The organism is Sphingomonas panacis (assembly GCF_001717955.1).
In the GTDB taxonomy this organism is placed as follows: domain Bacteria; phylum Pseudomonadota; class Alphaproteobacteria; order Sphingomonadales; family Sphingomonadaceae; genus Sphingomonas; species Sphingomonas panacis.
The window spans coordinates 4,949,248-4,969,972 of sequence record NZ_CP014168.1 but is presented as its reverse complement, the minus strand read 5'-3'; the positions used below and the strand labels follow the sequence as shown (position 1 = coordinate 4,969,972).

Here is a 20,725-nt window from a genome sequence, read left to right as displayed (position 1 = left end):
ACTCACCAGCGGCTGGCGGGGTCCGTTATGAACCGCGCTCAGTGCGCCGCCGGGCCATGCACGTCGATGCCCGTCTCCGAACGTAACCGCTGCGCGGGGTATGCCGCCCGATCGATCGCCGCACGCGGCGAGCGGTCGAGCGTCGAAATCAGCCAGATCGCGAAGAAGCCGGCCGGCACCGAAAACAGCGCAGGCGAACTGTACGGGAAGATCGCGTGCTCGAACCCGAATACCGCGACCCAGATCACCGGCGACACCACCGTCAACCCGAACGCACTCAACAGCCCGATCGCGCCACCCCATGCCGCGCCCTTGGTGGTGCAGCCTTTCCACAGCAGCGACATCACCAGCACCGGGAAATTGCCCGACGCCGCCAGCGCGAAGGCGAGGCTGACCATGAAGGCAACGTTCTGCTTCTGGAACACCACGCCGAGAATGATCGCGGCGATACCGAGCAGCACGGTCGTGATCCGCGACACGCGCAGTTCTTTGGCCGGCTCGGCATCGCCCTTGCGGATCACGCTCGCGTAGATGTCGTGCGAGATCGCCGAGGCGGCGGAGAGCGTCAGTCCGGCGACCACGGCGAGGATCGTCGCGAACGCGACCGCCGAGATGAAGCCGAGGAACAGATTGCCGCCGATCGCATGCGCGAGGTGCATCACCGCCATGTTGTTGCCGCCGAGCAGAGCGCCCGCGCCATCGACATAGGCGGGGTTGAACGAGATCAGCACGATCGCGCCGAAACCGAGGATGAAGGTCAGCGCATAGAAATAGCCGATCCACACCGTCGCCCACAGGATCGACTTGCGCGCCTCACGCGCATCGGGAACGGTGAAGAAACGCATCAGGATATGCGGTAGCCCGGCGGTGCCGAGCATCAGCGCGAAGCCGAACGACAGCGCCGAGATCGGGTCTTTGATGAACCCGCCCGGCCCCATGATCGCGCGGCCCTTCGCGGCTGCATCGGCGGGCGACAGGCCGGTTTCGAGCGCCAGCTTCGTCTTAACCGTGACCGCGCGCGCGAACAGCGCCTCGAACGAGAAGCCGACGTGCGACATCACGCCGAAGACGAGGAAGGAGGCGCCGCACAGCAACATCACCGCCTTGATGATCTGCACCCACGAGGTCGCGCGCATGCCCCCGAACAGCACGTAGACCATCATCAGCCCGCCTACGACGATGATCGCGTAGAGATAGGGCAGGCCGAACAGCAACTGGATCAATTGTCCCGCGCCGACCATCTGCGCGATCAGGTAGAAGGACACGACCAGCAAGGTGCTCACCGCCGAGAAGCTGCGAACCGGCCCCTGCAAAAAGCGGTAGGACGCGACATCGGCGAAGGTGAAGCGACCGAGATTGCGGAGTTTCTCGGCGACGAGGAACAGCACGATCGGCCAGCCGACGAGGAAGCCGATCGCGTAGATCAGCCCGTCGAACCCGTCGTTGAAGATCTGCGAGGTGATGCCGAGGAACGACGCGGCCGAGCAATAATCGCCCGCCATCGCCAGCCCGTTCTGGAAGCCGGTGATGCCGCCGCCAGTGTAGAAATCTGACACGGTGCGCGTCCGCCGCGCGGCGGCGGCGGTGACCCAGAGCGTGATCCCGACGAAGCCGAGGAACATCAGGATCGCGGTCCAGTTGGTTGATCGCGCCGCGATGGTGCCTGAGATTGCGGCCTCCGCACCGGTAGCCCAGCCGAGCAGCGCGAGCAGCAGTGCGGATCGTGTCAGGCGGGTCGTCACGCGACGCTTTCCAGCAGCGCGGCGAGGCGCGCGTCGTACGCGCCGTTGGCGCGCCAGACGTACACCGCGCAGATCGCGACTGTCCCGGCCAGCATCGCCGCGCCGAGCACGACCGCGATGCTGGTGCTCCCGCCCACGATCGGCTGCGCCATCAACGGCTTGTCGAATGCGATCAGCGAGATGAAGCTGGTGTAGACGATCACGGTGATCGCGGTCAGCGTCCAGGAGAAGCGCTGGCGATCGCGCACCAGCGCGATGTAGCGCGGGTCGGATGCGAGCCGCGCTTCGCGGGCGATGTCGTGTGGGGGAGATGGCACCATGCCCCATCATCGACGAGCTTGCGGGCGATGGCAACGCCCGCCGACGAGCCGACAGAGTGGCATTGCGCTAAGCGTCTGAAATCTGTGGCGTCGACGTCGTCGCTGAGGCAAACTCGCTGCATAGGACAGGCGGGCGGGTGCCGCAGACCGCCGCATGGAGAGATCGATCGATGAAGCCGCGCTTTCCTACCTTGCTGATCGGCCTCGTCGGCACCTCGGCATGGGCCGCGCCGATCGTGAATGTCGCGCAAGGCAGGCTGGAGGGCGCCACGGTGCGGGGCGTGTCCGTGTTCAAGGCGATCCCCTATGCAGCGCCGCCGGTCAACGACCTGCGCTGGCGCGCTCCGCGACCGCCGCAAGGGTGGAAGGGGGTGCTGCCGGCGACCGCGTTCGGCCCCGTGTGCCCGCAGGCGCGGGTGACATGGGCCGGGCACGATCTCGACCGCACGAGCGAGGACTGCCTGACGTTGAACGTGTGGACTCCGCGCGTGACGCGCGGCGCCCGCCTGCCGGTGCTGGTGTGGTTTCACGGCGGCGCCTATACCGCCGGGGCCGGATCACAGCGGACCTATGAGGGCACCACGCTGGCGCGGCACGGTGCGGTGATCGTCACCATCAACTATCGGCTCGGCGTGCTCGGCTATCTCGCGCATCCGGCTCTGAGCAAGGAGTCGCCGCTCGGCACATCGGGCAATTACGGCCTGCTCGATCAGATCGCGGCGCTGCGCTGGGTGCGCGCGAACATCGCGAAGTTCGGTGGCGATCCGGCCAATGTAACGGTGTCGGGCCAGTCGGCCGGGGGCGGCTCGGCGATGCTGGTGACGGTCTCGCCGCTGGCGCGCGGCCTGTTCCAGAAGGCGATCTTCGAAAGCGGTGTGGCGCTCGGCCTCCCTGGCTCGGGGGATGGGGCTGGCTTGAAGCAGGCCGAGAATGCGGGCGTGGCCTATGCGCAGCGGCTTAACGCGGACACGATCGCGCAGCTTCGCGCTTTGCCGGCGGCGGCGGTGGTCGGAGCGGCCGCGCCGCGCATCATCACCGCGCCGATCCGCGACGGCAAGATCGTGCCAACGGACATCACCGCCGCCTATCGGGCTCGGCGCGACGCCGGCGTGCCGGTCCTGCTCGGCTGGAACAGCAACGAAGCGGCGCGCTTCCTCGATCATGCCACGCTCGCCAGCTATGCCGCAGATATCCGGCAAACGTTTCCGATCATCGCGCCGGACCTGTTGCGCCTGTACCCGGCGAGCAGCGACGCGACCGTGACGCGCGCGGCACTGGATCTGATCAGCGACACCGATTTCGGCTGGCGCGGCTGGAGCATCGCCGAAGCGCGCGCGACCAAGGGGTCGGCGCCGCTGTTCGTGTACCAGTTCGACAATCCCCCACCCCGCCGGGACGGATCGCGCGGCGTCGGCGCGGTGCATTCCGACGAACTCGATTATGTCTGGGGCAATCACGATCCCGCCCGGCGCTGGCCGGCAGCGGACGTGGCATTGGCCGAAACGATGCAGCGTTACTGGATCACCTTCGCGCGGACGGGCAACCCGAACGGCGCTGGACTGGCGCGATGGGAGCCTTATGCGAGCGGACGTAGCGCGCTGTGGTTGCGCGCGGCCGGCGTGACAAATGCGCCGCCATTGCGCGCTGCGACGCTACGCGCGCTCGATCATGTGCTCCACAACGAAGATACCCCGCGCAAGTGACAGCCGACGATCGGGCGTATGCGCGTCAGCGCACACGCCCGGCGCGGTTTTCCAGCACCAGATTGGACAGCGTCGCGGTCTCGGCGACGCCCGGTAGGTGCGAGGCGAAGCCGATCCCGACGTAAAACGGCGCGGTCACGTGCAGTGTGATCGGTGCGCCATATTGGTGCATCGGCTCGCCTTGCTCGCTCACCCAAAGCGTGAACTGGTCGCCCTTCTTCTCGATGCCGATGCGCTTGGCGTGCAGCGTCACCAAGCTGTCGGGGGACTTGCCACCGGGCAATCCGCCGCGGCTGCCGATGCGATATTCCATGTCGCTGATCCGCTTGCCCGGCTCGGGGCGCTGGGCGAGGTGGATCATGCCGTCGCCATGCAGCGCGACGAACGCTTCCTTGGCATCGTCCGCCAGCGATTGCCGGATCACCAGCAGCGCCTTGTGATCACCGAACCCGCCGGACGGATAGGCGATGTCGGCGGCCATCGAGACATCGCCCGACATTTTCCTGAAGAGGAATCGGAACTCGTCGCGCGTGTACCACACGTTGTAGCCGGCCGAGCGGATCGTATAAGTGCCGTTCGCGAAGCTCGCGGCGCCCGGCGCGACCGCTGCGCCCACATCGGCTTGCGCCTCGAACACGCCGATCGGAATGGTCTCGACCCGGCTTTCGCGGTGGAATCCGGGTGGTGGCCCGACCTGAGTGTGCGTGGTCGATTGCGGATAGGCCCATTCGGGCGCGATCGGCGCGCCCGGCGGGCTGTTCTGAAGCGAACTCCCCGGCACATCGGCGTGCTCCTGCGCGGAAACCGGAGCGGTGAGGGCGGCGAGGGCGATCAGCCCGACGCGGGTCGCGATGCTCACTTCTCCGGGTCCGCGGCGACGAAGGGCGAGCAACACGGTTTGCCAATGGCGTGCAATTCCATGATTTCAGCCCGTGTCCCGTCGGGATCGAGCAGGTTGAGCTGCCATTTGGCATCGCGGCCGATCTTGGGCGCCTGTTGCTGGCCTTCCAGGCGTTCGCCGTTCCACAGCAAGGTATAGGCCACGCGGATGTCGGGTACGCCGAGCGCAAAGTGGTTGAGCACCCCGAGGTTCGCCGCGCTCATGTCGGCGGGGATGCCGGTGGTGTCGGGGGTGCCGATCACCATATATTCGATCCAGTCGCGACCATCGGGAAGCTGGAGCGAGATCCAGGTCGGATGATCGTCGCGCATCCCGCCTTCCCAATAGGGTTTGAAGCCGAGGATATCCTTGTAGAATCGGTCCTCGGCGCCGCGATTGTGGATGACGAAGCCGGCATGCATGACATGGCTCGACAGCGGGTTGGCCGGCACGGTTGGCGGCGTGACCGGCGGCTGCACGAACTGGACCGGCGTCCCCTCGGGATCGACCACGGTGAACCAGCGGCTGCCGTCCGGCGCACCGGTAACCCGCGCGGGAACCTTGACGCCCTTTACCGCCAGATAGGTGCGCATGCCCTCCGCATCGGGCGTGTTGAACGCGATGTGCGCGAGCCGGCTGATCGAGCGATAGCCCGGCGGCAGCGGAAGCACCTCCACGAACTGGGTCGGCGCGAAATGATAGCGCGCGCCCGCCGGATCTTCCGGATCGGCGAACTTCACCGCGCCGAGATCATGGACGTAGAAACGCTCGCTCTTCGCGGGATCGCTAGTATAGACGGCGATATGCGACACGCTGGCGAGCGGCGGACGCGCCGGGGGCTGTGCCATGACAGACGCTGGCAATGCGAGCGCTACCAACTCGACGCACCAGCCGATCTTTGCCGCCATTTTCGCCATCTCCTGATGTCTGCTTTAGTTAGCGTTCCCGTACCGCGTTCTGGCGCTGCTGTCTCGTGAATAGGCGCTTCGGAAAGCGGTCCGCCCTTGGTGATGGGGCGCACAAATGGCCCTTCCAGGCTCGCCAAAAACTGATCCAGATAAAGTTTCTGCTGGATACTTCCCCGATGAACGGAGTTGGGCGCTGACCAGCAGGGATAGAAGATCATGACGGCGACAGATTTTCCCCGAATCGCTCTCGCCGGCACGCCCGATGCGGATCGAAAGCGCGCCACCGGAGCGCTTCAGGCACTCAATTTCTTCATGGCGGACATGCAGGCCGGGATCGGCCCGTTCCTCGGCGTGTTCCTCCAGCAGCGCGGCTGGGCGACCGGGCCGATCGGCACGGTGATGACGATCGGCGGCGTGGCCGGCATGGTGATGACCGTCCCGGCGGGCGCGTTCATCGATCATACCGAGAAGAAGCGCTGGGTCGTCGTCATCACGGGCATTTGCACGGTGCTGGCGTCGTTCCTGATCCTGTGGTCGCATTCCTGGGCGGTGGTGACGGTGAGCCAGGTGGCGACGGCGATCGCCGGGGCGGCGATAGGCCCCGCCGTCACCGGCATGACGCTGGGTGTGGTCCGGCAGAAGGGTTTCAACGCGCAGAACGGCCGCAACCAGGCCTGGAACCACGCCGGCAACATGGTCGGCGCGGGGTTGTCCGGCTGGCTCGGCTGGAAGTATGGGATGCCGGCGATCTTCTACCTCGCCGCGGCTTTCGGCGTGCTCGCGATCATCACCGTCGTGTCGATCCCGGAGCGGGCGATCGACCACCGCGCCGCGCGTGGATTGGAGAAGGAACAGGATGCTGACGATGCGGATGGTGGCCACGCCGAGGGCTTCAAGACGCTTCTCAGGAACAAGCCGATGCTGATCCTCGCCGCCGCGCTGGCCTGCTTCCATCTTGGCAACGGCGCGATGCTACCGCTCTACGGCATGGCAGTCGTCGGTGCGGGCAAGGGCAACGCGGCGATGTTCACCGCAACGACGGTGGTGGTCGCGCAGGCGGTGATGATCGTCGCAAGCCTCGTCGCGATGAAGGTCGCCGCCGGGCGCGGCTATTGGCTGGTGCTGCTGATCTCGTTCGCGGCGCTGCCGCTGCGCGGGTTCCTGGCCGGATCGTTCATCGAACATTGGGGCGTGTGGCCGGTGCAGGCGCTCGACGGGATCGGGGCAGGGCTGCAAAGCGTCGCCGTGCCCGGCCTCGTTGCCTGTCTGCTCGACGGCACGGGCCGCGTGAACGTCGGGCAGGGCGCGGTGATGACCGTGCAGGGTGTGGGCGCGAGCCTGTCGCCTGCGATCGGCGGCTGGTTGGCGCAGCTTCTCGGCTATCACGTCGCGTTCTTCGTTCTCGGCAGCTTCGCGTTCGCAAGTCTGGCTTTGTGGCTCGGCTTCGCGGGCACGTTGCGCCCCGCCTGCTCCGGCACGCGCGCGGAGCACGCGCGATGAGCGTTCGCGACACGAACGGTCACTGCTGCTGATGCTGGGAACATACGCCACCTGGGCGATCGCCGGGTTTTCCACCGCCGGGGTGATCGCCCGCCCGATGCGCTGGCCCGAGTGGATCTGGGCGGTGGCGGGGGCGCTGCTGCTGATCCTGCTCGGGCTGATGCCGCTCGCCGCCGCCGGTGGCGCCATCGCCAAGGGCCTTGATGTCTATCTGTTCCTGATCGGCATGATGCTGCTCAGCGAGGCCGCGCGCGAACATGGCGTGTTTGACTGGGTGGCGGCGACGGCGGTCAACCATGCCCGGCGCTCGCGCGCGCGGCTGTTCGCTTTGGTCTATGCGACCGGCATTGTCGTTACGACGTTCATGTCGAACGATGCGACGGCGGTGGTGCTGACCCCCGCCGTATTCGCCGCCGCCCGAAAAGCGAAGGCGGACCCGCTGCCGCTGTTGTTCGCCTGCGCGCTGATCGCGAACGCCGCGAGCTTCGTATTGCCGATATCCAACCCCGCCAATCTCGTCCTCTACGGCGGGCACATGCCGCCGCTCGGGCAATGGCTGCGATCGTTCGCGCTGCCGTCGCTCGCGTCGATCGCGGTGACGTTCGTGGTGCTGCGTCTGATCGAGCGCAAACGGCTTGCGGGCGACTGCGAGAGCGACGTGGCGCGACCGGCGCTGTCGACCGGCGGGAAAGTGGCGGCAGTCGGCATTCTGCTGACGGCGGCGCTGCTCGTGACGATCTCCGCGCTGGATCGGCAACTCGGCTTGCCCACCGCGCTTGCGGGCCTCGCCACGGCGGCGGGCGTGTCGGCGCTCGCCCGCCGATCGCCGATGATCCTCGCGCGCGGCGTGTCGTGGGGCGTGCTGCCGTTGGTCGCCGGGCTGTTCGTGCTGGTCGAGGCGCTCGATCGCACCGGCGTGATTGGGCTGGTCGCGAATGCGCTGCGCAATGCAGCGGGTGAGCCGCGCGGGGTGGCGGCGGCATCGGGCACGATCCTGGCGTTCGTCTCGAACCTGATGAACAACCTGCCGGCCGGGCTGATCGCCAGCACGGCGGTGGCGCAAGCGCATCCCCCGCGCCTCGTCACCGATGCTCTGCTGATCGGCGTCGATCTCGGTCCCAATCTTTCGGTAACGGGGTCGCTCGCGACGATCCTGTGGCTTCAGGCGATCCGGCGCGAGGGTGAGGACGTCGGGTTCCTCGCCTTCCTCAAGATCGGCGCGGTGGCGATGCCGCTGGCGCTGGTCGCGGCGCTTGGCGCGCGGCTGGCGCTCGGCTGAGGGACCGGGATGCGCCTGCCCGATCAGCCGGCGCCCCAGAGGCGCGCCGGCACCATGATCTTGCCATCGTCATACAGGCTCTCCGCGAGCGGATCGTCGGCGACGAACCAGGGGCCATCGAGATCAACGATGTCGCAAAGCTGGGCGAGGATGAAGGCGGGTGCGGCCGAGAGCGTCGCTCCGGCCATGTTGCCGACCATCACCTTGAGGCCGAGCTGCCGCGCGCGCGTCACCATCATCAGCGCCTCGGTCAGCCCGCCGCATTTATCGAGCTTGATGTTGAGTACCTGAAAGAGATGGTGGCGCGCCTCAAGTTCGGTCAAATCGAGAATGCTCTCGTCAGCTGCGACGGGAACGGGTGAGCGCCAGCCGTCGAGCAGCGCTTCGGCGCCGCGCGGCACGGGCTGTTCGAGCAGAGATACGGTTTCCGCGACGAGCATCGCCGCGAGCGCATCGAGATCACCCGCACCATAGCCCTGGTTGGCGTCCACGCCCAGCCAGACGTCCGGCCGCGCCTTGCGCACCGAGCGAACGCGCTCGGAATCCGCAGCGAGATCGCCATCGAGCTTGAGTTTGAGTGCCGTCAAGGTCGGAAAGCCGGACAGGCGGCGCAGGATTTCGGCGGGATCGTCCGCCGGCAGTGTGAAGGTGGTGATACGGGGTTGCGGCGTCTCGATGCCGGCAAGCTGCCACACGGGAACGCCGGCGCGAAGCGACTCGAGCTCCCACAGCGCACAGTCGAGTGCGTTACGGGCGCCGCCCGGCGGCAGTAGCGTGCGTAGCGCCTCGCGATCGACCCCGGCTTCCACCGCCGCCCGGCACCGTTCGAGCTCGCGTTCGATATGATCGGGATCGTCGCCCAGATAATAGACGCCCGCCGCTTCGCCGCGCCCGGTAAATGTGCCGTCCGAAACCGTCGCGATCACCGCCGGCATCGATTCGAACAGGTAGCCAGAGATCCGGAATGGCTCGCGAAACATCATGGCGTCGCGGCGATGGGTAAGGGCGAGGGCGGGGGTGGGGGCGCTGGTCATGCGCGCTACATCCCACGGAAGGAGCTGTGTTTCAATATAAGAAACAGCGTTTCAATGGTCGGCGGGATTCTCCGCCGTGTCGGAAGATGCGCTTTGCCGTGCGAGCGAGGCGAAGCGCTGCATGCCCGGTCCAGCACAGACCGACAGCACTTGGCATGGCGAATCGCCGACGCGCACGTAGCAATGCGCCATTCCGCTATCGAAATAGACCGAATCGCCCGCGTTCAGCCTGAGCGGAGCGTAAAGGTCCGAGTGCAATTCCATCGTGCCCGAGAGGACGTAGAGATATTCCTCGCCCGAGTGCCGAACGAGGCCGCCGATCTCCTCGACGCTGCGCGCCTTCACGTCGATGATGATCGGCACCATCATCTTGTCGAGCAAATCGCCCGCCGGGTAGAGATGGGCATAGCGATCGGTGGTGGCGCCCTGGCGGTCCCCGGCGCGCGAAACGCTGCGGCGGCCGAGCGCGGCAGGCGGTTTCTCCTCGGGAACGGCAGTGGCGATCAGGCTGGCGATATCGACTTCCAACCCCTGCGCGAGCCGGACGAGCTTGTCGTAGGTCATTGCCATCTTGCCGTTTTCGAGCTTCGACAGAGTCGAAAACGGCATGTCGAGACGCGCCGCGAGCGCCCTCAGCGTCAATCCTTGTTCAAGACGCGCGGCGCGCAGCACACGGCCGGGATGCGGAATGGGGGCAGGTTTCGTCATCGTTTCTCCGCCCATACCCTAGCGCAAAGTCCCGGGAGGGGGAACCGTCGTGCGTGCAGGAGAAACTTGTTGCTTTAAACGAAACATAAGGCATGATGCGGTGGAATCCAGGGGAGTATGGTGATGGCGGTCGGAGTTCGATCGAAAGCGTGCTGGCTGGCCTCGGCGGTGTTGATAGCGGTGCCGGCGGCGCACGCGCAGCAGGCAAGCGCACCCTTCAGCGTCGATGAGACAGCCGTCGATGCCGACAACATCGATGATATCGTCGTCACCGCGCAAAAAACGGGTGCAAACGCTGATCGAGATCCCGCAGTCGATTTCGGTGGTATCGGGGCAGGTGCTCGAACAGCGCCACGCGACGAGCCTGATCGATTACGCATCGCTCGTGCCGGGGCTGAGCATCCAGCAGCAGAACGCGGGCGAAAGCCGCATCATTCTGCGCGGCATCAACACCGGCGGATCGAGCCCGACCGTGGCGGTCTATATCGACGACACGCCGTTCGGATCGAGCACGGGGCAGACCAACGCCGCGCACCTCGCCGGCGATATCGATCCCTTCGACATCGAGCGGATCGAGGTGCTGCGCGGGCCGCAAGGCACGCTGTACGGCGCGAACTCGCTGGGCGGTCTTCTGAAATACGTCACGGCGGAACCCAAATTCGACAAGCTATCGGTGCGCGGGCAGGGGGGCGTCGAGAGTGTCGACGGCGGCGGCGTCGGCTGGTCGGGCAATGGCGTCGTCAACGTGCCGCTGAGCGATACGCTCGCCGTGCGCGCCAGCGGATTTTATCGCGAGATTCCCGGCTATATCGACAGCGTCGGCGTTCGCGCCTCGGACATCAACCACACCGCGAACTATGGAGGTCGCGCGTCGTTGCTGTTCAGGCCGAGCGACCGGTTTTCGGTCCGGCTGAGCGCGCTTGCGCAGAACATCCGCGCACACGGACGTGATACCGTCGATGTCGATCCGGCGACACTGAAGCCGATCACCGCCGATCCCTTCACCGGCGAACCGGGCAAGGGCCTGCTGCGCTACCAGACATTGCCTGAGGGGAACCGGGTCGACTACCGGCTCTATTCGGGGACGATCGCCTACGATTTCGGGCCGGTGAGTCTGACCTCGATCACCAGTTATGCGACGCTGCGCCAGCACGAAGACATCGACGCGACTCCGTTGCTGGGTGACATCGCCCCGTTCTACGGCGCGACGACGCCGTTTGGTACCAACCAGCCCTCCGACATCAGGCAAAAGAAGGTTTCGCAGGAGATCCGGCTCACGTCGGCCAAATCGTCGCGGTTCGAGTGGCTGATCGGCGGCTATTACACGCGCGAGCCGGGCCGGATTCACCAGCTCTATCGTCCCTTCGATCCGGCGATCGGCGCGCTCCTGCCGCAAGCGGGCACGATCCCGCCCGATCTGCTCGGGCCGGGCGTGCCGGCAGCGCCGGTGCCGTTCAACCAGTTCCTCATTGCGCAGCTCGATTCCACCTACAAGGAATATGCCGGGTTCGGCAGCGCTACCCTGCACCTGACCCACGCCTTCGATATTACCGGCGGCGTCCGCTACAGCCACAACGAGCAGGACACCACCCAGACGCTGGGCGGCGGGTTCGCGGTCTTGCAGGGCGCCGATGCGACCTCGGTAGGGCATTCGTCGGAAGGCGTATGGACCTGGTCGTTTTCACCGCGCTACGAGTTCAACCGGCGTGTCGCTGTCTACGCCCGCGTCGCCAAAGGGTATCGCCCGGGCGGACCGAACGTGGTGCCGCCGGGCGCGCCAGCCGATTACCCGGCGCGATTCCGCGCGGATACGCTCATCAGCTACGAGGCCGGCATTCGCGCCGAAACGCCCGATCGCACCTTCGGCATCGACGCGTCGATCTATTACCTCGACTGGAAGGACACGCAGGTCACCACGACCTTCCAGACATCGATCGGTCCGGTCAGCGCCGACGGCAACGGCGAGGGGGCTAAGAGCTATGGCGGCGAAGCGACCGCGACGCTGCGGCCGACACGTGGGCTCCTCGTCGTCGGTTCGGCCGCGTACAATTTTACGGCGTTGAAAGGAGACATCCTCGTCGGCGGCGCGGACGGCGATCAATTACCGTATGCGCCGCGCTGGACCGCTACGCTTTCCGCCGATTACGACTGGGCGCTGAGCGGCCAGGTGAAAGCATTCGTCGGCGGAACGATCGCGATGGTCAGCGATCGCCCCGGCGATTTCGACACCGGCTATCAGACAACGTTCGGGCACCGGCTGATCCTCGATGGCTATGAGACCATCGATCTGCGCGCCGGGCTTGAGATGAAGCCGTTCACGCTCAGCGTCTACGCCCGAAACCTCGCCAATGCCGGCGGGCAGACCTACGCCGGCTCCTACGGGACTCGCTACGCCGGTTTGAGCGATGTCGCGCTCATCCGCCCGCGAACGATCGGCCTTACAGCAGGATTTGAATTCTGATGCGCAAGCAATTGACCAAAGCCGCGACGCGCCTGCTCCGGCTGGTGCTGCCTTCCGTGCTGTTGATCGGCGCGCCGATCGCCGCCCAGGTGCCGGCGACGCTCGTCCCGGCCAAGCCGGTGGCGGCAGCGCAAAGCGTCCCGATCGTGCCTGCCGCGACAGGCGTGCCGACGCTGACCAAAACCGATGTCGACGCTTGGCTCGACGGGCTGTTCCCCTACGGTCTCGACACCGGCAACATCGCCGGCGCGGTCGTCGTAGTGGTGAAGGACGGGCAGGTCGTGACCGAGCGCGGCTATGGTTATGCAGACCGCAAGGCGGGCAAGCCGGTCGATCCCGACACCACCCTGTTCCGGCCGGGTTCGATCTCGAAGCTGTTCACCTGGACGGCAGTGATGCAGCAGGTTCAGGCGGGCAAGCTCGATCTCGACCGCGACATCAACACCTATCTCGATTTCAAGATTCCGCCGGCCTATGGCAAGCCGGTCACCTTGCGCAACCTGATGACCCATACCGGCGGGTTCGAGGAAACCGCGAAATATCTGATCGCCATCGACCCGCGCGATAACCGCCCGCTCGATGTGGCGCTCAAGCGCTCGATCCCCGCGCGCATCTACGCGCCCGGCAGCATGCCGGCCTATTCGAACTACGGTGCGTCGCTTGCGGGATATATCGTCCAGCGCGTGTCTGGCGAGGCGTTCGAGGCCTATGTCCAGCATCACATCTTCGCGCCACTCGGCATGACCCGGTCGAGCTTCGTTCAACCCTTGCCGGCCAATCTCGCACCATTGCTGTCGAAGGGCTATGTCATCGCCTCGGATGATCCCAAGCCTTATGAGATCATCCCGCTATCGCCGGCTGGCGCGTTGTCCGCGACCGGCGCCGACATGGCGAAGTTCATGATCGCACATCTCTCGGCGAGCAACCCGTTGCTCGACGCGAAGACCGCCAGACTGATGTACGCCGCCGCCAACACGCCGATCCCCGGCATGCCGGCGATGGCGCTTGGTTTCTATCATGAGGACCGGAACGGTCTGAACATCATCGGCCACGGTGGCGATACCGACTGGTTTCATTCCGACCTGCATCTCTATCTCGACAAGGGTGTCGGGCTGTACATGTCGTTCAACAGCGCGGGCAAAGACGGCGCGGCGCATGTGTTGCGCCAGCGCGTGTTCGACAGTTTTACCGATCGGTACTTCCCCGCGAAGCCGGTCGCGCAGCCGACGCTCGCCACCGCTGCCGAACATGGCCGCGCGATGGTCGGCAATTATGTCAGCAGCCGCGGTTCGACGACCAACTGGCTGCGCATCGCCAACCTGATCGGCCAGCCGACCGTGGCGCTCAACCCCGATAACACGATCACCGTTTCCTCGCTGACCGACCCCGCCGGGGTGCCGAAGCGCTGGCGCGAAGTGGCGCCGTGGCAATGGCAGGAAGTCGGCGGTTCGGATCGGCTCGGCGCCAAGGTGCAGGACGGTCGTGTCGTCGCCCTCGCGCCGCAGGGCTTCGCCCCGATCTTCCTGTTCGTGCCGGCGAGCACGGGCATGAACGCGGCGTGGATCATTCCGGTCCTGCTCGTCGCGCTGGCGGTGATGCTGGCGGTCGCACTGAGCTGGCCGATCGTCGCACTCACCCGCCGCCGTTACGGTTATCGCTCGACCGTATCGGGGCGACCGCTGCGGCTTCGCCGCGCGACCGCGCTTACTGCCTGGATCATGCTGGCTATCGCGGTCGGCTGGATGGCCATGCTCAGCGCGCTGAGCAGTGATGTCGCGTATTTCGACGGGAGGCTCGATATCTGGATGCGGCTGGTGCAACTGCTGTCACTGGCGGCAATCGTCGGGACGGCACTCGCCGTCTGGAACGCCTGGACACTCGCGCGAGCGCCGCAAAAGCACTGGGCCACGCTGCTGTGGGCCGTCGTGGTCGCAGTCGCGATGTTGTTCCTGGTGTGGCTGATATTCGACATGCGGACGCTGACGCCGAGCCTGAACTTTTGAACGATACCGCCAGCATGGTAGCGGCAGGAGCACCTCCCAGCGGGCGGACCTTGTTCGGGCACCCCCCCGGGCTGACCGTGTTGTTCATGACGCAGATGTGGGCCGAATTCTCGTATTTCGGCCTGCAGGCGCTGCTGGTCTATTACATGACACAGCATCTCGGCTTCGGTCAGGCCACATCGTCGCTGATCTACGGCGCCTACGGCGCGGCGGCGTTCTTCAGCCCGTTCTTCGGCGGGATCGTCGCCGATCGCTGGCTCGGGCGGACCCGCAGCGTGGTGGCGGGTGCGTTGCTGATGATGTGGGGCCATTTCGCGATGGCGTTCGAGGCGCTGCTGTTCCCGGCGCTCGCGCTGGTCGCAATCGGCAACGGGCTGTTCATGCCCCCGCTCGCGGTTCAGGTCGGCGATCTCTATGCCGAGGGCGATCCGCGGCAGGCACAGGCGTTCAGCGCTTATTATATGGGGATCAATCTCGGCGGCCTGCTCGCGCCGCTGGTGTGCGGCACGCTGGGGGAACTCTATGGCTGGCACTGGGGCTTCGCGGCGGCCGGTTTCGGCATGTTTGCTGGTCTCGTCATCTACCTGCGCTTCCGGCATTTGCTCCCCGACGAGCCGCGCAGCCGCGCGCGGACGCCGGTCGGCGCGCGCGCCGCGCTTTCGGCAAAGGACTGGGCCAACCTGCGGCTGCTGGTCGCGATCATCGGGGTGGTGGTGCTGTTCCGCATCGGTTACGAGCAAAGCGGCAACGTCATCGCTTTGTGGGTCGCGCAACAGACCGACCGCGCTATCGCGCCGTTCGGGATGCGCTTCGACATACCGGCGACGTGGTTCCAGTCGATCAATCCGTTGCTCATCATCGTACTGACGCCCTTCCTGATGCGCTATTGGGCGCACCGCGCGAAACGGCGCGGCCCGGCCAATCTGCTCGCGCGGATGAGCCTCGGCTGCCTGATCGCGGCGCTGTCGATGGTGGTTATGGTGATCGCCGCCGCGCTGAACGCCGAAACCGGGCAGCCGGTCTCCGCCGCATGGGTGATCGGCTATTTCGTTCTGCTGACGATCGGAGAATTGCTGGTCATTCCAGTCGGGCTGACGCTGGTCGGGGCTTTGTCGCCGCTGCAGATCGCGGCAATGGCGATGGGATCTTGGTACATCGCCAAGTTCCTGGGCAGCCTACTTGCGGGGGCGATGGGCAGCTATTGGGGAATTGTCCCGGCGACGCTGTTCTTCGGGTTCGGCGCCGGCTCAGTGCTGATCGCCGCACTCTTCCTTCTGGTGCTGAGCTGGGCAAGACCGATCCGGATCGGGTGACGTCGGGCATCGCGTGTGAGCGATGTCTCGGGCGGGGCTGCTGGTCACATCCGCGAGGATCGCAGACGATCTTTCCCTGTTTTTCGAAAAATGGTGCGCTTACAGGACTCGCAACGACTTGCCATCCAGTTGATTTTAAACGATGTTCTTTTCGGTGCACGAGCCGTGGTCCATGCAAGGTCCACCCTCAAAAAGTCGGACTCGAACCTTCGCCAAACGACCGAAAAACCTTCTGATTCGCGGGCTGCTATCGACCCAGAGCACGAACCCGCTCCGCGGGAGGGTCGCTTGGGATGACGTAGCGTAGTATTTGTGAGGCTTTCGGCGAGGCGGCGTCGCCCGCCGACTGTGGAGTTCCTTCAACGGAGAGGAACTTACCATGGATGCTATCACGACCGCTGCTCCGCCCCATTCGCTGCGTGAGCGGATGTTGCAGGACATGACGATGCGTGGCTTCGGGGCGCACACACAGAAGGACTATATCCGGCATGTTCGGAGCTTCGCCGCGTTCCTGGGCCGTCCGCCGGATACGGCCACAATGGAAGACCTGCGGCGTTATCAGGTCGACCAGCACGAGCGCGCCGTGGGGCCGGCCACGATCAATGGGGGCGTTTCGGCACTGCGGTTCCTGTTCGGGATAACCCTCAAGCGCCCGGAGATGGCGCTGGGGCTCGTCGTTGTTCGCTGCATGCCCAAGCTGCGTGTGGTCTTGAGCGTCGAGGAGACAGCGCGGCTGCTCGAGGCTGCGCCAGGCATCAAATACAAAGCGGCCCTCAGCGTGGCCTATGGCGCGGGCCTGCGGGTCTCGGAGGTTGCCCATCTCAAGGTCGATGACATCGACAGCACCCGGATGATGATCCGCGTCGAGCAGGGCAAGGGACGCAAGGACCGCAACGCCATGCTCTCACCGCATTTGCTGGACTTGCTCCGTCAATGGTGGCGCGAAGGCAAGCGGCGCGGTGTGATGTTACCCCATGGCTGGCTGTTCCCCGGTCGCAATGGCACGGATCCGATCTCGGCCCGCCAGTTGCACCGCGTCGTGCAGGAAGCGGCCGAGCGCGCCGAGATCCACAAGCGGGTAAGCCCGCACACATTGCGGCATTCGTTTGCCACTCACCTGCTCGAGCAGGGTGTCGATATCCGGGTCATCCAAGTCCTGCTGGGACACGTGAACATCAACACGACCGGCATCTACACCCAGGTCTCGAGCAAGACGATGCGGGCGGTGGCCAGCCCGCTCGACCAGATCGTGGCCGTGATGGAAGGCAGGGCCCCTCCCGGTTGAACCGGTGCGCGCCTCAATCGAGGTCGCCGATATCTTCCGCAGCGCCGGGCCCGCCTATCGGGCGGCCCATGCCGGGCATCTCAGCCTCGGCCAGCTCAAGGTCATGACGGCCATCGAGAACTGCCGCACCGCCGCGCTGGGCGGTCACGTCGAGGCCTGCGACGACTGTGGGCACTGGCGTATCGCCTACAACTCCTGCCGCAACCGGCATTGTCCCAAATGTCAGGGCGCCGCCGCGCGCACCTGGCTGGCCGCGCGCGAGGCCGATCTATTACCGGTTGGCTACTTCCATGTCGTCTTCACGCTGCCCGCCGAGATCGCCGACATCGCGTGGCAGAACAAGGCGGTGGTCTATGACCTGCTCTTCCGCGCTGCTGCGGATACGATGCTGACCATCGCCGCCGATCCCAAGCACCTTGGTGCGCGGATCGGCATCACTGCTGTCTTGCACACCTGGGGATCGGCGCTGACTCACCACCCACATGTGCACATGATCGTGCCCGGCGGCGGCATCGCGCTCGATGGCACGCGCTGGATCTCGTCGCGCCCGGCCTTCCTGTTACCAGTGCGCGTGCTGGGTGCGTTGTTCCGCCGGCTGTTCCTCACACGCTTGCTGGCGTTGTTCGACGCCGGCAAGCTGGCCTTCTTCAACGCCTTGGCAGGCCTGGCCTCGCGTAAGACCTTCCTGCGGCATCTGTCGCCCATCCGTAAGAAGCGCTGGGTGGTCTATGCCAAACCACCCTTCGCCGGGCCGCAGGCGGTGCTGGCCTATCTCTCGCGCTACACGCACCGCGTTGCCATCTCGAACCGGCGGCTCATCGGCTTCGACGAGGCCGGCGTGACGTTCCGCTACAAGGACTATCGCCGCCCTGCTGCTGAACGCCAGCAGGTCATGACGCTGGCGAGCGGCGAGTTCGTCCGCCGCTTCCTGATCCACGTTCTGCCGCGCGGCTTCCACCGCATCCGGCATTACGGCCTGCTCGCCAGTTCGACCCACAAGGACACCGTGGCGCTGGCCCGCAGGCTGCTGGGCGTTGCTGTACCGGTCGAGGAGCCCGAACCCGACGAACCTCCCGACCATCGCCCGCCATGCCCATGTTGCGGCGGGCACATGACCATCATCGAGGCCTTCGCCCGCTGGTGCCAGCCCCGCGCGCCGCCATCATCGGCATCGCCAATCCGGGGGAATGCGCCATGATCCGGCATGGCTCAGGCTGCACGACGGTCGCGCCCACGGCGTCCTGGCCGATGACCCAGTGCATGCCCATTCCGCAATCCAGCCCAGCGCAGCACGCACCGACCAGCAAAACCACCACCGTCCGCACTCTGACGCCGCACAAAGTCACGTTGATCCGGCCAGAACCGACACTTCCGGATCGGCATCGCTTACCCGTCAGAACCACCCAAAAGCCGCTTTACCCATAGACCAGCGCGTGGGGCCCGCGGGTTCCTGCACTGGAGGCTTTCGTACGCAAGCGCCCGAAACCCTTCACACCTCACGCCATTTAACGACATGGGGGTGAACGGCGGCTTCTACCAAGACCTGCCGCTCACCGTACGCTAGACTTAAGCCGACGGTGCAACCGTCGGAACCGCCTTTCTGCGCGCAGTGGCTGATAAAAAATGCACAATCTGCTATGGCGCGCCCATGACCGGCACCGCCGCCCAGACTGACGACAAGATCCCCGCGATGCGCTTTGCGAAGATCATCGCGAGTACGACCTATCCGATCGTGTCGGCCTATGAGTTCGACGTTCTCCAGGAGGAGAAGGTCGTCCGCGAGCGGTGGACCAAATCGACCATCTATCTTATCGTCCAGCGCCCGCTGACCTATTTCGACAATGTCGTCATCGACGACAGTTACATCCGCTTCGAGATCGCCGATGGCGAGAAGCCGCCGCTGCCCTGCCGGATCAACCTCGTCGCCAACGGCATCAGCACGGTGGGCGAGGTCGTCGATATCGAGGTCGGCTTTCAATCCCATGAGCCAAATACTGTGCAGCCGCTGCGAAATGTCGGCGGCTTCAAGCTCTTCCGCAAGAATGGCGATTTCATCCTCTGGTGGAGCCCACAAAAGCTGCTCTACGAGATGCTGGTAAATGACCTGATCGTGGAGATTGCCGAGGGTTCAGATCCTTTCGCCTTCCTGGACTTCAAGATCCACTACATCGGCCAGAGCTTTTCGCAGAAGGTCTGGGATCGGCTGACCCGCCATAAGAAGATGCAGCGAATCCTGACCCGTGAGCGCGAGGTCAGCAACGCGCCGGAGGCGCGCGCGCCCTTTGAGATCTCGCTCATCATCCTGCAGGTGACCGGGCTCGACGATATGCCGATGGTCTTCGGCGACGCCGACCATCCCATGGCCGGCCCTGATCCGATCGTCTTCGCCCTAGACCCGGAGGACGGCGAGGCGCTGGAACGCTTCGGGAAATCGCCTGTGGAACTCGGCGACGAAGCGCTAACGCGCGAGGTCGAGGCGTATCTGATCCACCTGTTCAAGCCCGCGTATAACGAAGTTCTCTTCGACAATTACCCCCGGATCGCAGGCGGCATGCGCGACAAGGGCTATAGCTGGACCACACTCTCCCTCGACCGCTTCCCGGCTTTCCTGCACACGGATCATCATGTGATGGAGCCGTGGCGCGTGCCTGACGAGGATCAGCCGGAGCAGCCAGATCAATCCTCGTAGAATCGACCCTCGTTGATATCGCTGAACGCGCCGAGCTTCTTAAGATGCGGCCGGATCTTTGTGATCCACGCCCCCGTCGAGCGATCGACTCTAGTCTGCGAAAAGCCGAGCGCATCGAAGAATCGCGGCGCGTCGACCAAGGTGACGGGTCTGCCGAGACTGGTATAGCGGTCAGCCGTCTTGAAGGCGCCGGACCGGAACGAGGAGGTTGTGACGAACATTCCTCTGGTGAGGCCAGCCTGAACCATCGCCCCCATCAGGGACCGGATCTGCTCGGCCTCTATCCGGTTTTTCCACCGCTTGATCTGAACGCCGATCCGCGTCTCATCGTCGGCGAGAATGACGTCGATCCCACCATCGTGCGAATAGGCGGTCACCTGCGGCTCATAGCCATGGTCGCCGAAAACGCTGCCGACCGTCCGCTCGAAAAGCTGCGGATCCATCTGCAGCCGATCGTCATATTTGACCGTCAGATAGTCGCGAACCTCCTGCAAAGGCGTCTCAATATTCTTGAGGTCCAGATTCTTGAGCACGCCAAATGAGCCGAGTTCGTAGACGGCCTCGGTATGGGCATCGACCCGCTCCCGGGCTTCGCCGCGCGCGTTCCACCATCCGCAAAGCTGGCAGATGCCGACCCAGACTTCCGTGAAATAGCCGAACCGTCCATCGTCCATGTCCGGATCGAGCTGGTTGAGCGAAGCGCGGCAATAGGGGCAGGTGTCTAGAAGATAGGCGCACTCGATTTCCCCATAGGCGCATTGCGCATAATCCCAGGCTGACATTGCAGTCCCCCCCAATCGCCCAGGCACTGGTGCGCGGCTCCTATTGCGGACGACAACCATACCCGGCCTACGTCGCCGCTGCGACACCGATTCCGAAACCGATGATATGGTGGGTTGG

General features: G+C 65.2%; 16 protein-coding genes. 9 read left to right on the top strand and 7 right to left on the bottom strand.

The window, feature by feature from the left end; translation table 11 throughout:
• Positions 1-38: 38 nt before the first annotated feature.
• Together J0A91_RS23095 and J0A91_RS23090 are read right to left on the bottom strand one after the other, a co-directional pair.
• A complete protein-coding gene (locus tag J0A91_RS23095) occupies positions 39-1,742 on the bottom strand; it encodes a cation acetate symporter (RefSeq protein WP_083224875.1) in 1,704 nt (567 codons plus the stop codon).
• Positions 1,739-2,062 (bottom strand): DUF485 domain-containing protein, encoded by a 324-nt coding sequence (locus J0A91_RS23090; RefSeq protein WP_069206853.1) that lies wholly within the window; start codon positions 2,060-2,062, stop codon positions 1,739-1,741. Before J0A91_RS23090 ends, J0A91_RS23095 begins: the two co-directional genes overlap by 4 nt.
• Positions 2,063-2,232: 170 nt before the next feature.
• On the opposite strand from J0A91_RS23090, the gene J0A91_RS23085 reads away from it, so the two are divergent.
• Positions 2,233-3,765, top strand: a complete 1,533-nt coding sequence (locus J0A91_RS23085) for a carboxylesterase/lipase family protein (RefSeq protein ID WP_069206852.1) — start codon at positions 2,233-2,235, stop codon at positions 3,763-3,765.
• Between the two features lie 25 nt (positions 3,766-3,790).
• Here J0A91_RS23085 and J0A91_RS23080 read toward each other — a convergent pair whose 3' ends face one another.
• On the bottom strand, positions 3,791-4,624 hold the full coding sequence (locus J0A91_RS23080) for a hypothetical protein (protein WP_206364956.1): 834 nt from the start codon (positions 4,622-4,624) through the stop codon (positions 3,791-3,793).
• The gene (locus J0A91_RS23075) at positions 4,621-5,553 is read right to left on the bottom strand and encodes a VOC family protein (protein WP_069207601.1); all 933 of its coding nucleotides are present in this window, start codon (positions 5,551-5,553) and stop codon (positions 4,621-4,623) included. The genes J0A91_RS23080 and J0A91_RS23075 overlap by 4 nt, the downstream gene beginning before the upstream one ends.
• Positions 5,554-5,769: 216 nt before the next feature.
• On the opposite strand from J0A91_RS23075, the gene J0A91_RS23070 reads away from it, so the two are divergent.
• A complete protein-coding gene (locus J0A91_RS23070; RefSeq protein ID WP_069206851.1) occupies positions 5,770-7,053 on the top strand; it encodes an MFS transporter in 1,284 nt (427 codons plus the stop codon).
• A gap of 31 nt (positions 7,054-7,084) precedes the next feature.
• Positions 7,085-8,332 (top strand): arsenic transporter, encoded by a 1,248-nt coding sequence (locus J0A91_RS23065; RefSeq protein ID WP_069206850.1) that lies wholly within the window; start codon positions 7,085-7,087, stop codon positions 8,330-8,332.
• Between the two features lie 23 nt (positions 8,333-8,355).
• On the opposite strand, the gene J0A91_RS23060 is transcribed toward J0A91_RS23065, so the two are convergent.
• Positions 8,356-9,366 carry a dipeptide epimerase gene (locus tag J0A91_RS23060; RefSeq protein ID WP_069206849.1) on the bottom strand — a complete coding sequence of 337 codons (1,011 nt, stop codon included), beginning with the start codon at positions 9,364-9,366 and terminating at the stop codon, positions 8,356-8,358.
• 51 nt (positions 9,367-9,417) lie between these two features.
• Positions 9,418-10,074, bottom strand: a complete 657-nt coding sequence (locus J0A91_RS23055) for a helix-turn-helix domain-containing protein (RefSeq protein ID WP_069207600.1) — start codon at positions 10,072-10,074, stop codon at positions 9,418-9,420.
• Positions 10,075-10,360: 286 nt separating this feature from the next.
• Between J0A91_RS23055 and J0A91_RS23050 the strand changes: the two genes are divergently transcribed.
• The 6 genes from J0A91_RS23050 to J0A91_RS23025 all read left to right on the top strand — a co-directional run bounded on the left by J0A91_RS23050 (position 10,361) and on the right by J0A91_RS23025 (position 19,825).
• Positions 10,361-12,535, top strand: a complete 2,175-nt coding sequence (locus J0A91_RS23050) for a TonB-dependent receptor (RefSeq protein ID WP_240502134.1) — start codon at positions 10,361-10,363, stop codon at positions 12,533-12,535.
• Entirely contained in the window at positions 12,535-14,538 is a 2,004-nt protein-coding gene (locus tag J0A91_RS23045; RefSeq protein WP_069206848.1) for a serine hydrolase domain-containing protein, read from the top strand. The genes J0A91_RS23050 and J0A91_RS23045 overlap by 1 nt, the downstream gene beginning before the upstream one ends.
• Before the next feature lie 14 nt (positions 14,539-14,552).
• Positions 14,553-15,851 carry a peptide MFS transporter gene (locus tag J0A91_RS23040; RefSeq protein WP_069207599.1) on the top strand — a complete coding sequence of 433 codons (1,299 nt, stop codon included), beginning with the start codon at positions 14,553-14,555 and terminating at the stop codon, positions 15,849-15,851.
• 379 nt (positions 15,852-16,230) lie between these two features.
• Entirely contained in the window at positions 16,231-17,136 is a 906-nt protein-coding gene (locus tag J0A91_RS23035; RefSeq protein WP_069204866.1) for a tyrosine-type recombinase/integrase, read from the top strand.
• A gap of 4 nt (positions 17,137-17,140) precedes the next feature.
• Positions 17,141-18,334: an IS91 family transposase gene (locus J0A91_RS23030; RefSeq protein ID WP_069204867.1), complete on the top strand. Its 1,194-nt coding sequence runs from the start codon at positions 17,141-17,143 to the stop codon at positions 18,332-18,334.
• A gap of 450 nt (positions 18,335-18,784) precedes the next feature.
• On the top strand, positions 18,785-19,825 hold the full coding sequence (locus J0A91_RS23025; RefSeq protein ID WP_069206847.1) for a hypothetical protein: 1,041 nt from the start codon (positions 18,785-18,787) through the stop codon (positions 19,823-19,825).
• On the opposite strand, the gene J0A91_RS23020 is transcribed toward J0A91_RS23025, so the two are convergent.
• Positions 19,813-20,607, bottom strand: coding sequence for a restriction endonuclease (locus J0A91_RS23020; protein ID WP_069206846.1), 795 nt, complete (start codon positions 20,605-20,607; stop codon positions 19,813-19,815). The two genes, J0A91_RS23025 and J0A91_RS23020, sit on opposite strands and share 13 nt — an antisense overlap.
• Positions 20,608-20,725 lie beyond the last annotated feature (118 nt).

What these genes read in the sequence shown, in the direction of transcription:
- J0A91_RS23065 (WP_069206850.1), top strand. Translation starts at nt 7,085, where the DNA reads ATGCTGGGAACATACGCCACCTGGGCGATCGCCGGGTTTTCCACCGCC.
- J0A91_RS23090 (WP_069206853.1), bottom strand. Translation starts at nt 2,062, where the DNA reads ATGGTGCCATCTCCCCCACACGACATCGCCCGCGAAGCGCGGCTCGCA.
- J0A91_RS23060 (WP_069206849.1), bottom strand. Translation starts at nt 9,366, where the DNA reads ATGACCAGCGCCCCCACCCCCGCCCTCGCCCTTACCCATCGCCGCGAC.
- J0A91_RS23035 (WP_069204866.1), top strand. Translation starts at nt 16,231, where the DNA reads ATGGATGCTATCACGACCGCTGCTCCGCCCCATTCGCTGCGTGAGCGG.
- J0A91_RS23040 (WP_069207599.1), top strand. Translation starts at nt 14,553, where the DNA reads ATGGTAGCGGCAGGAGCACCTCCCAGCGGGCGGACCTTGTTCGGGCAC.
- J0A91_RS23070 (WP_069206851.1), top strand. Translation starts at nt 5,770, where the DNA reads ATGACGGCGACAGATTTTCCCCGAATCGCTCTCGCCGGCACGCCCGAT.
- J0A91_RS23045 (WP_069206848.1), top strand. Translation starts at nt 12,535, where the DNA reads ATGCGCAAGCAATTGACCAAAGCCGCGACGCGCCTGCTCCGGCTGGTG.
- J0A91_RS23025 (WP_069206847.1), top strand. Translation starts at nt 18,785, where the DNA reads ATGACCGGCACCGCCGCCCAGACTGACGACAAGATCCCCGCGATGCGC.
- J0A91_RS23085 (WP_069206852.1), top strand. Translation starts at nt 2,233, where the DNA reads ATGAAGCCGCGCTTTCCTACCTTGCTGATCGGCCTCGTCGGCACCTCG.
- J0A91_RS23055 (WP_069207600.1), bottom strand. Translation starts at nt 10,074, where the DNA reads ATGACGAAACCTGCCCCCATTCCGCATCCCGGCCGTGTGCTGCGCGCC.
- J0A91_RS23020 (WP_069206846.1), bottom strand. Translation starts at nt 20,607, where the DNA reads ATGTCAGCCTGGGATTATGCGCAATGCGCCTATGGGGAAATCGAGTGC.
- J0A91_RS23075 (WP_069207601.1), bottom strand. Translation starts at nt 5,553, where the DNA reads ATGGCGGCAAAGATCGGCTGGTGCGTCGAGTTGGTAGCGCTCGCATTG.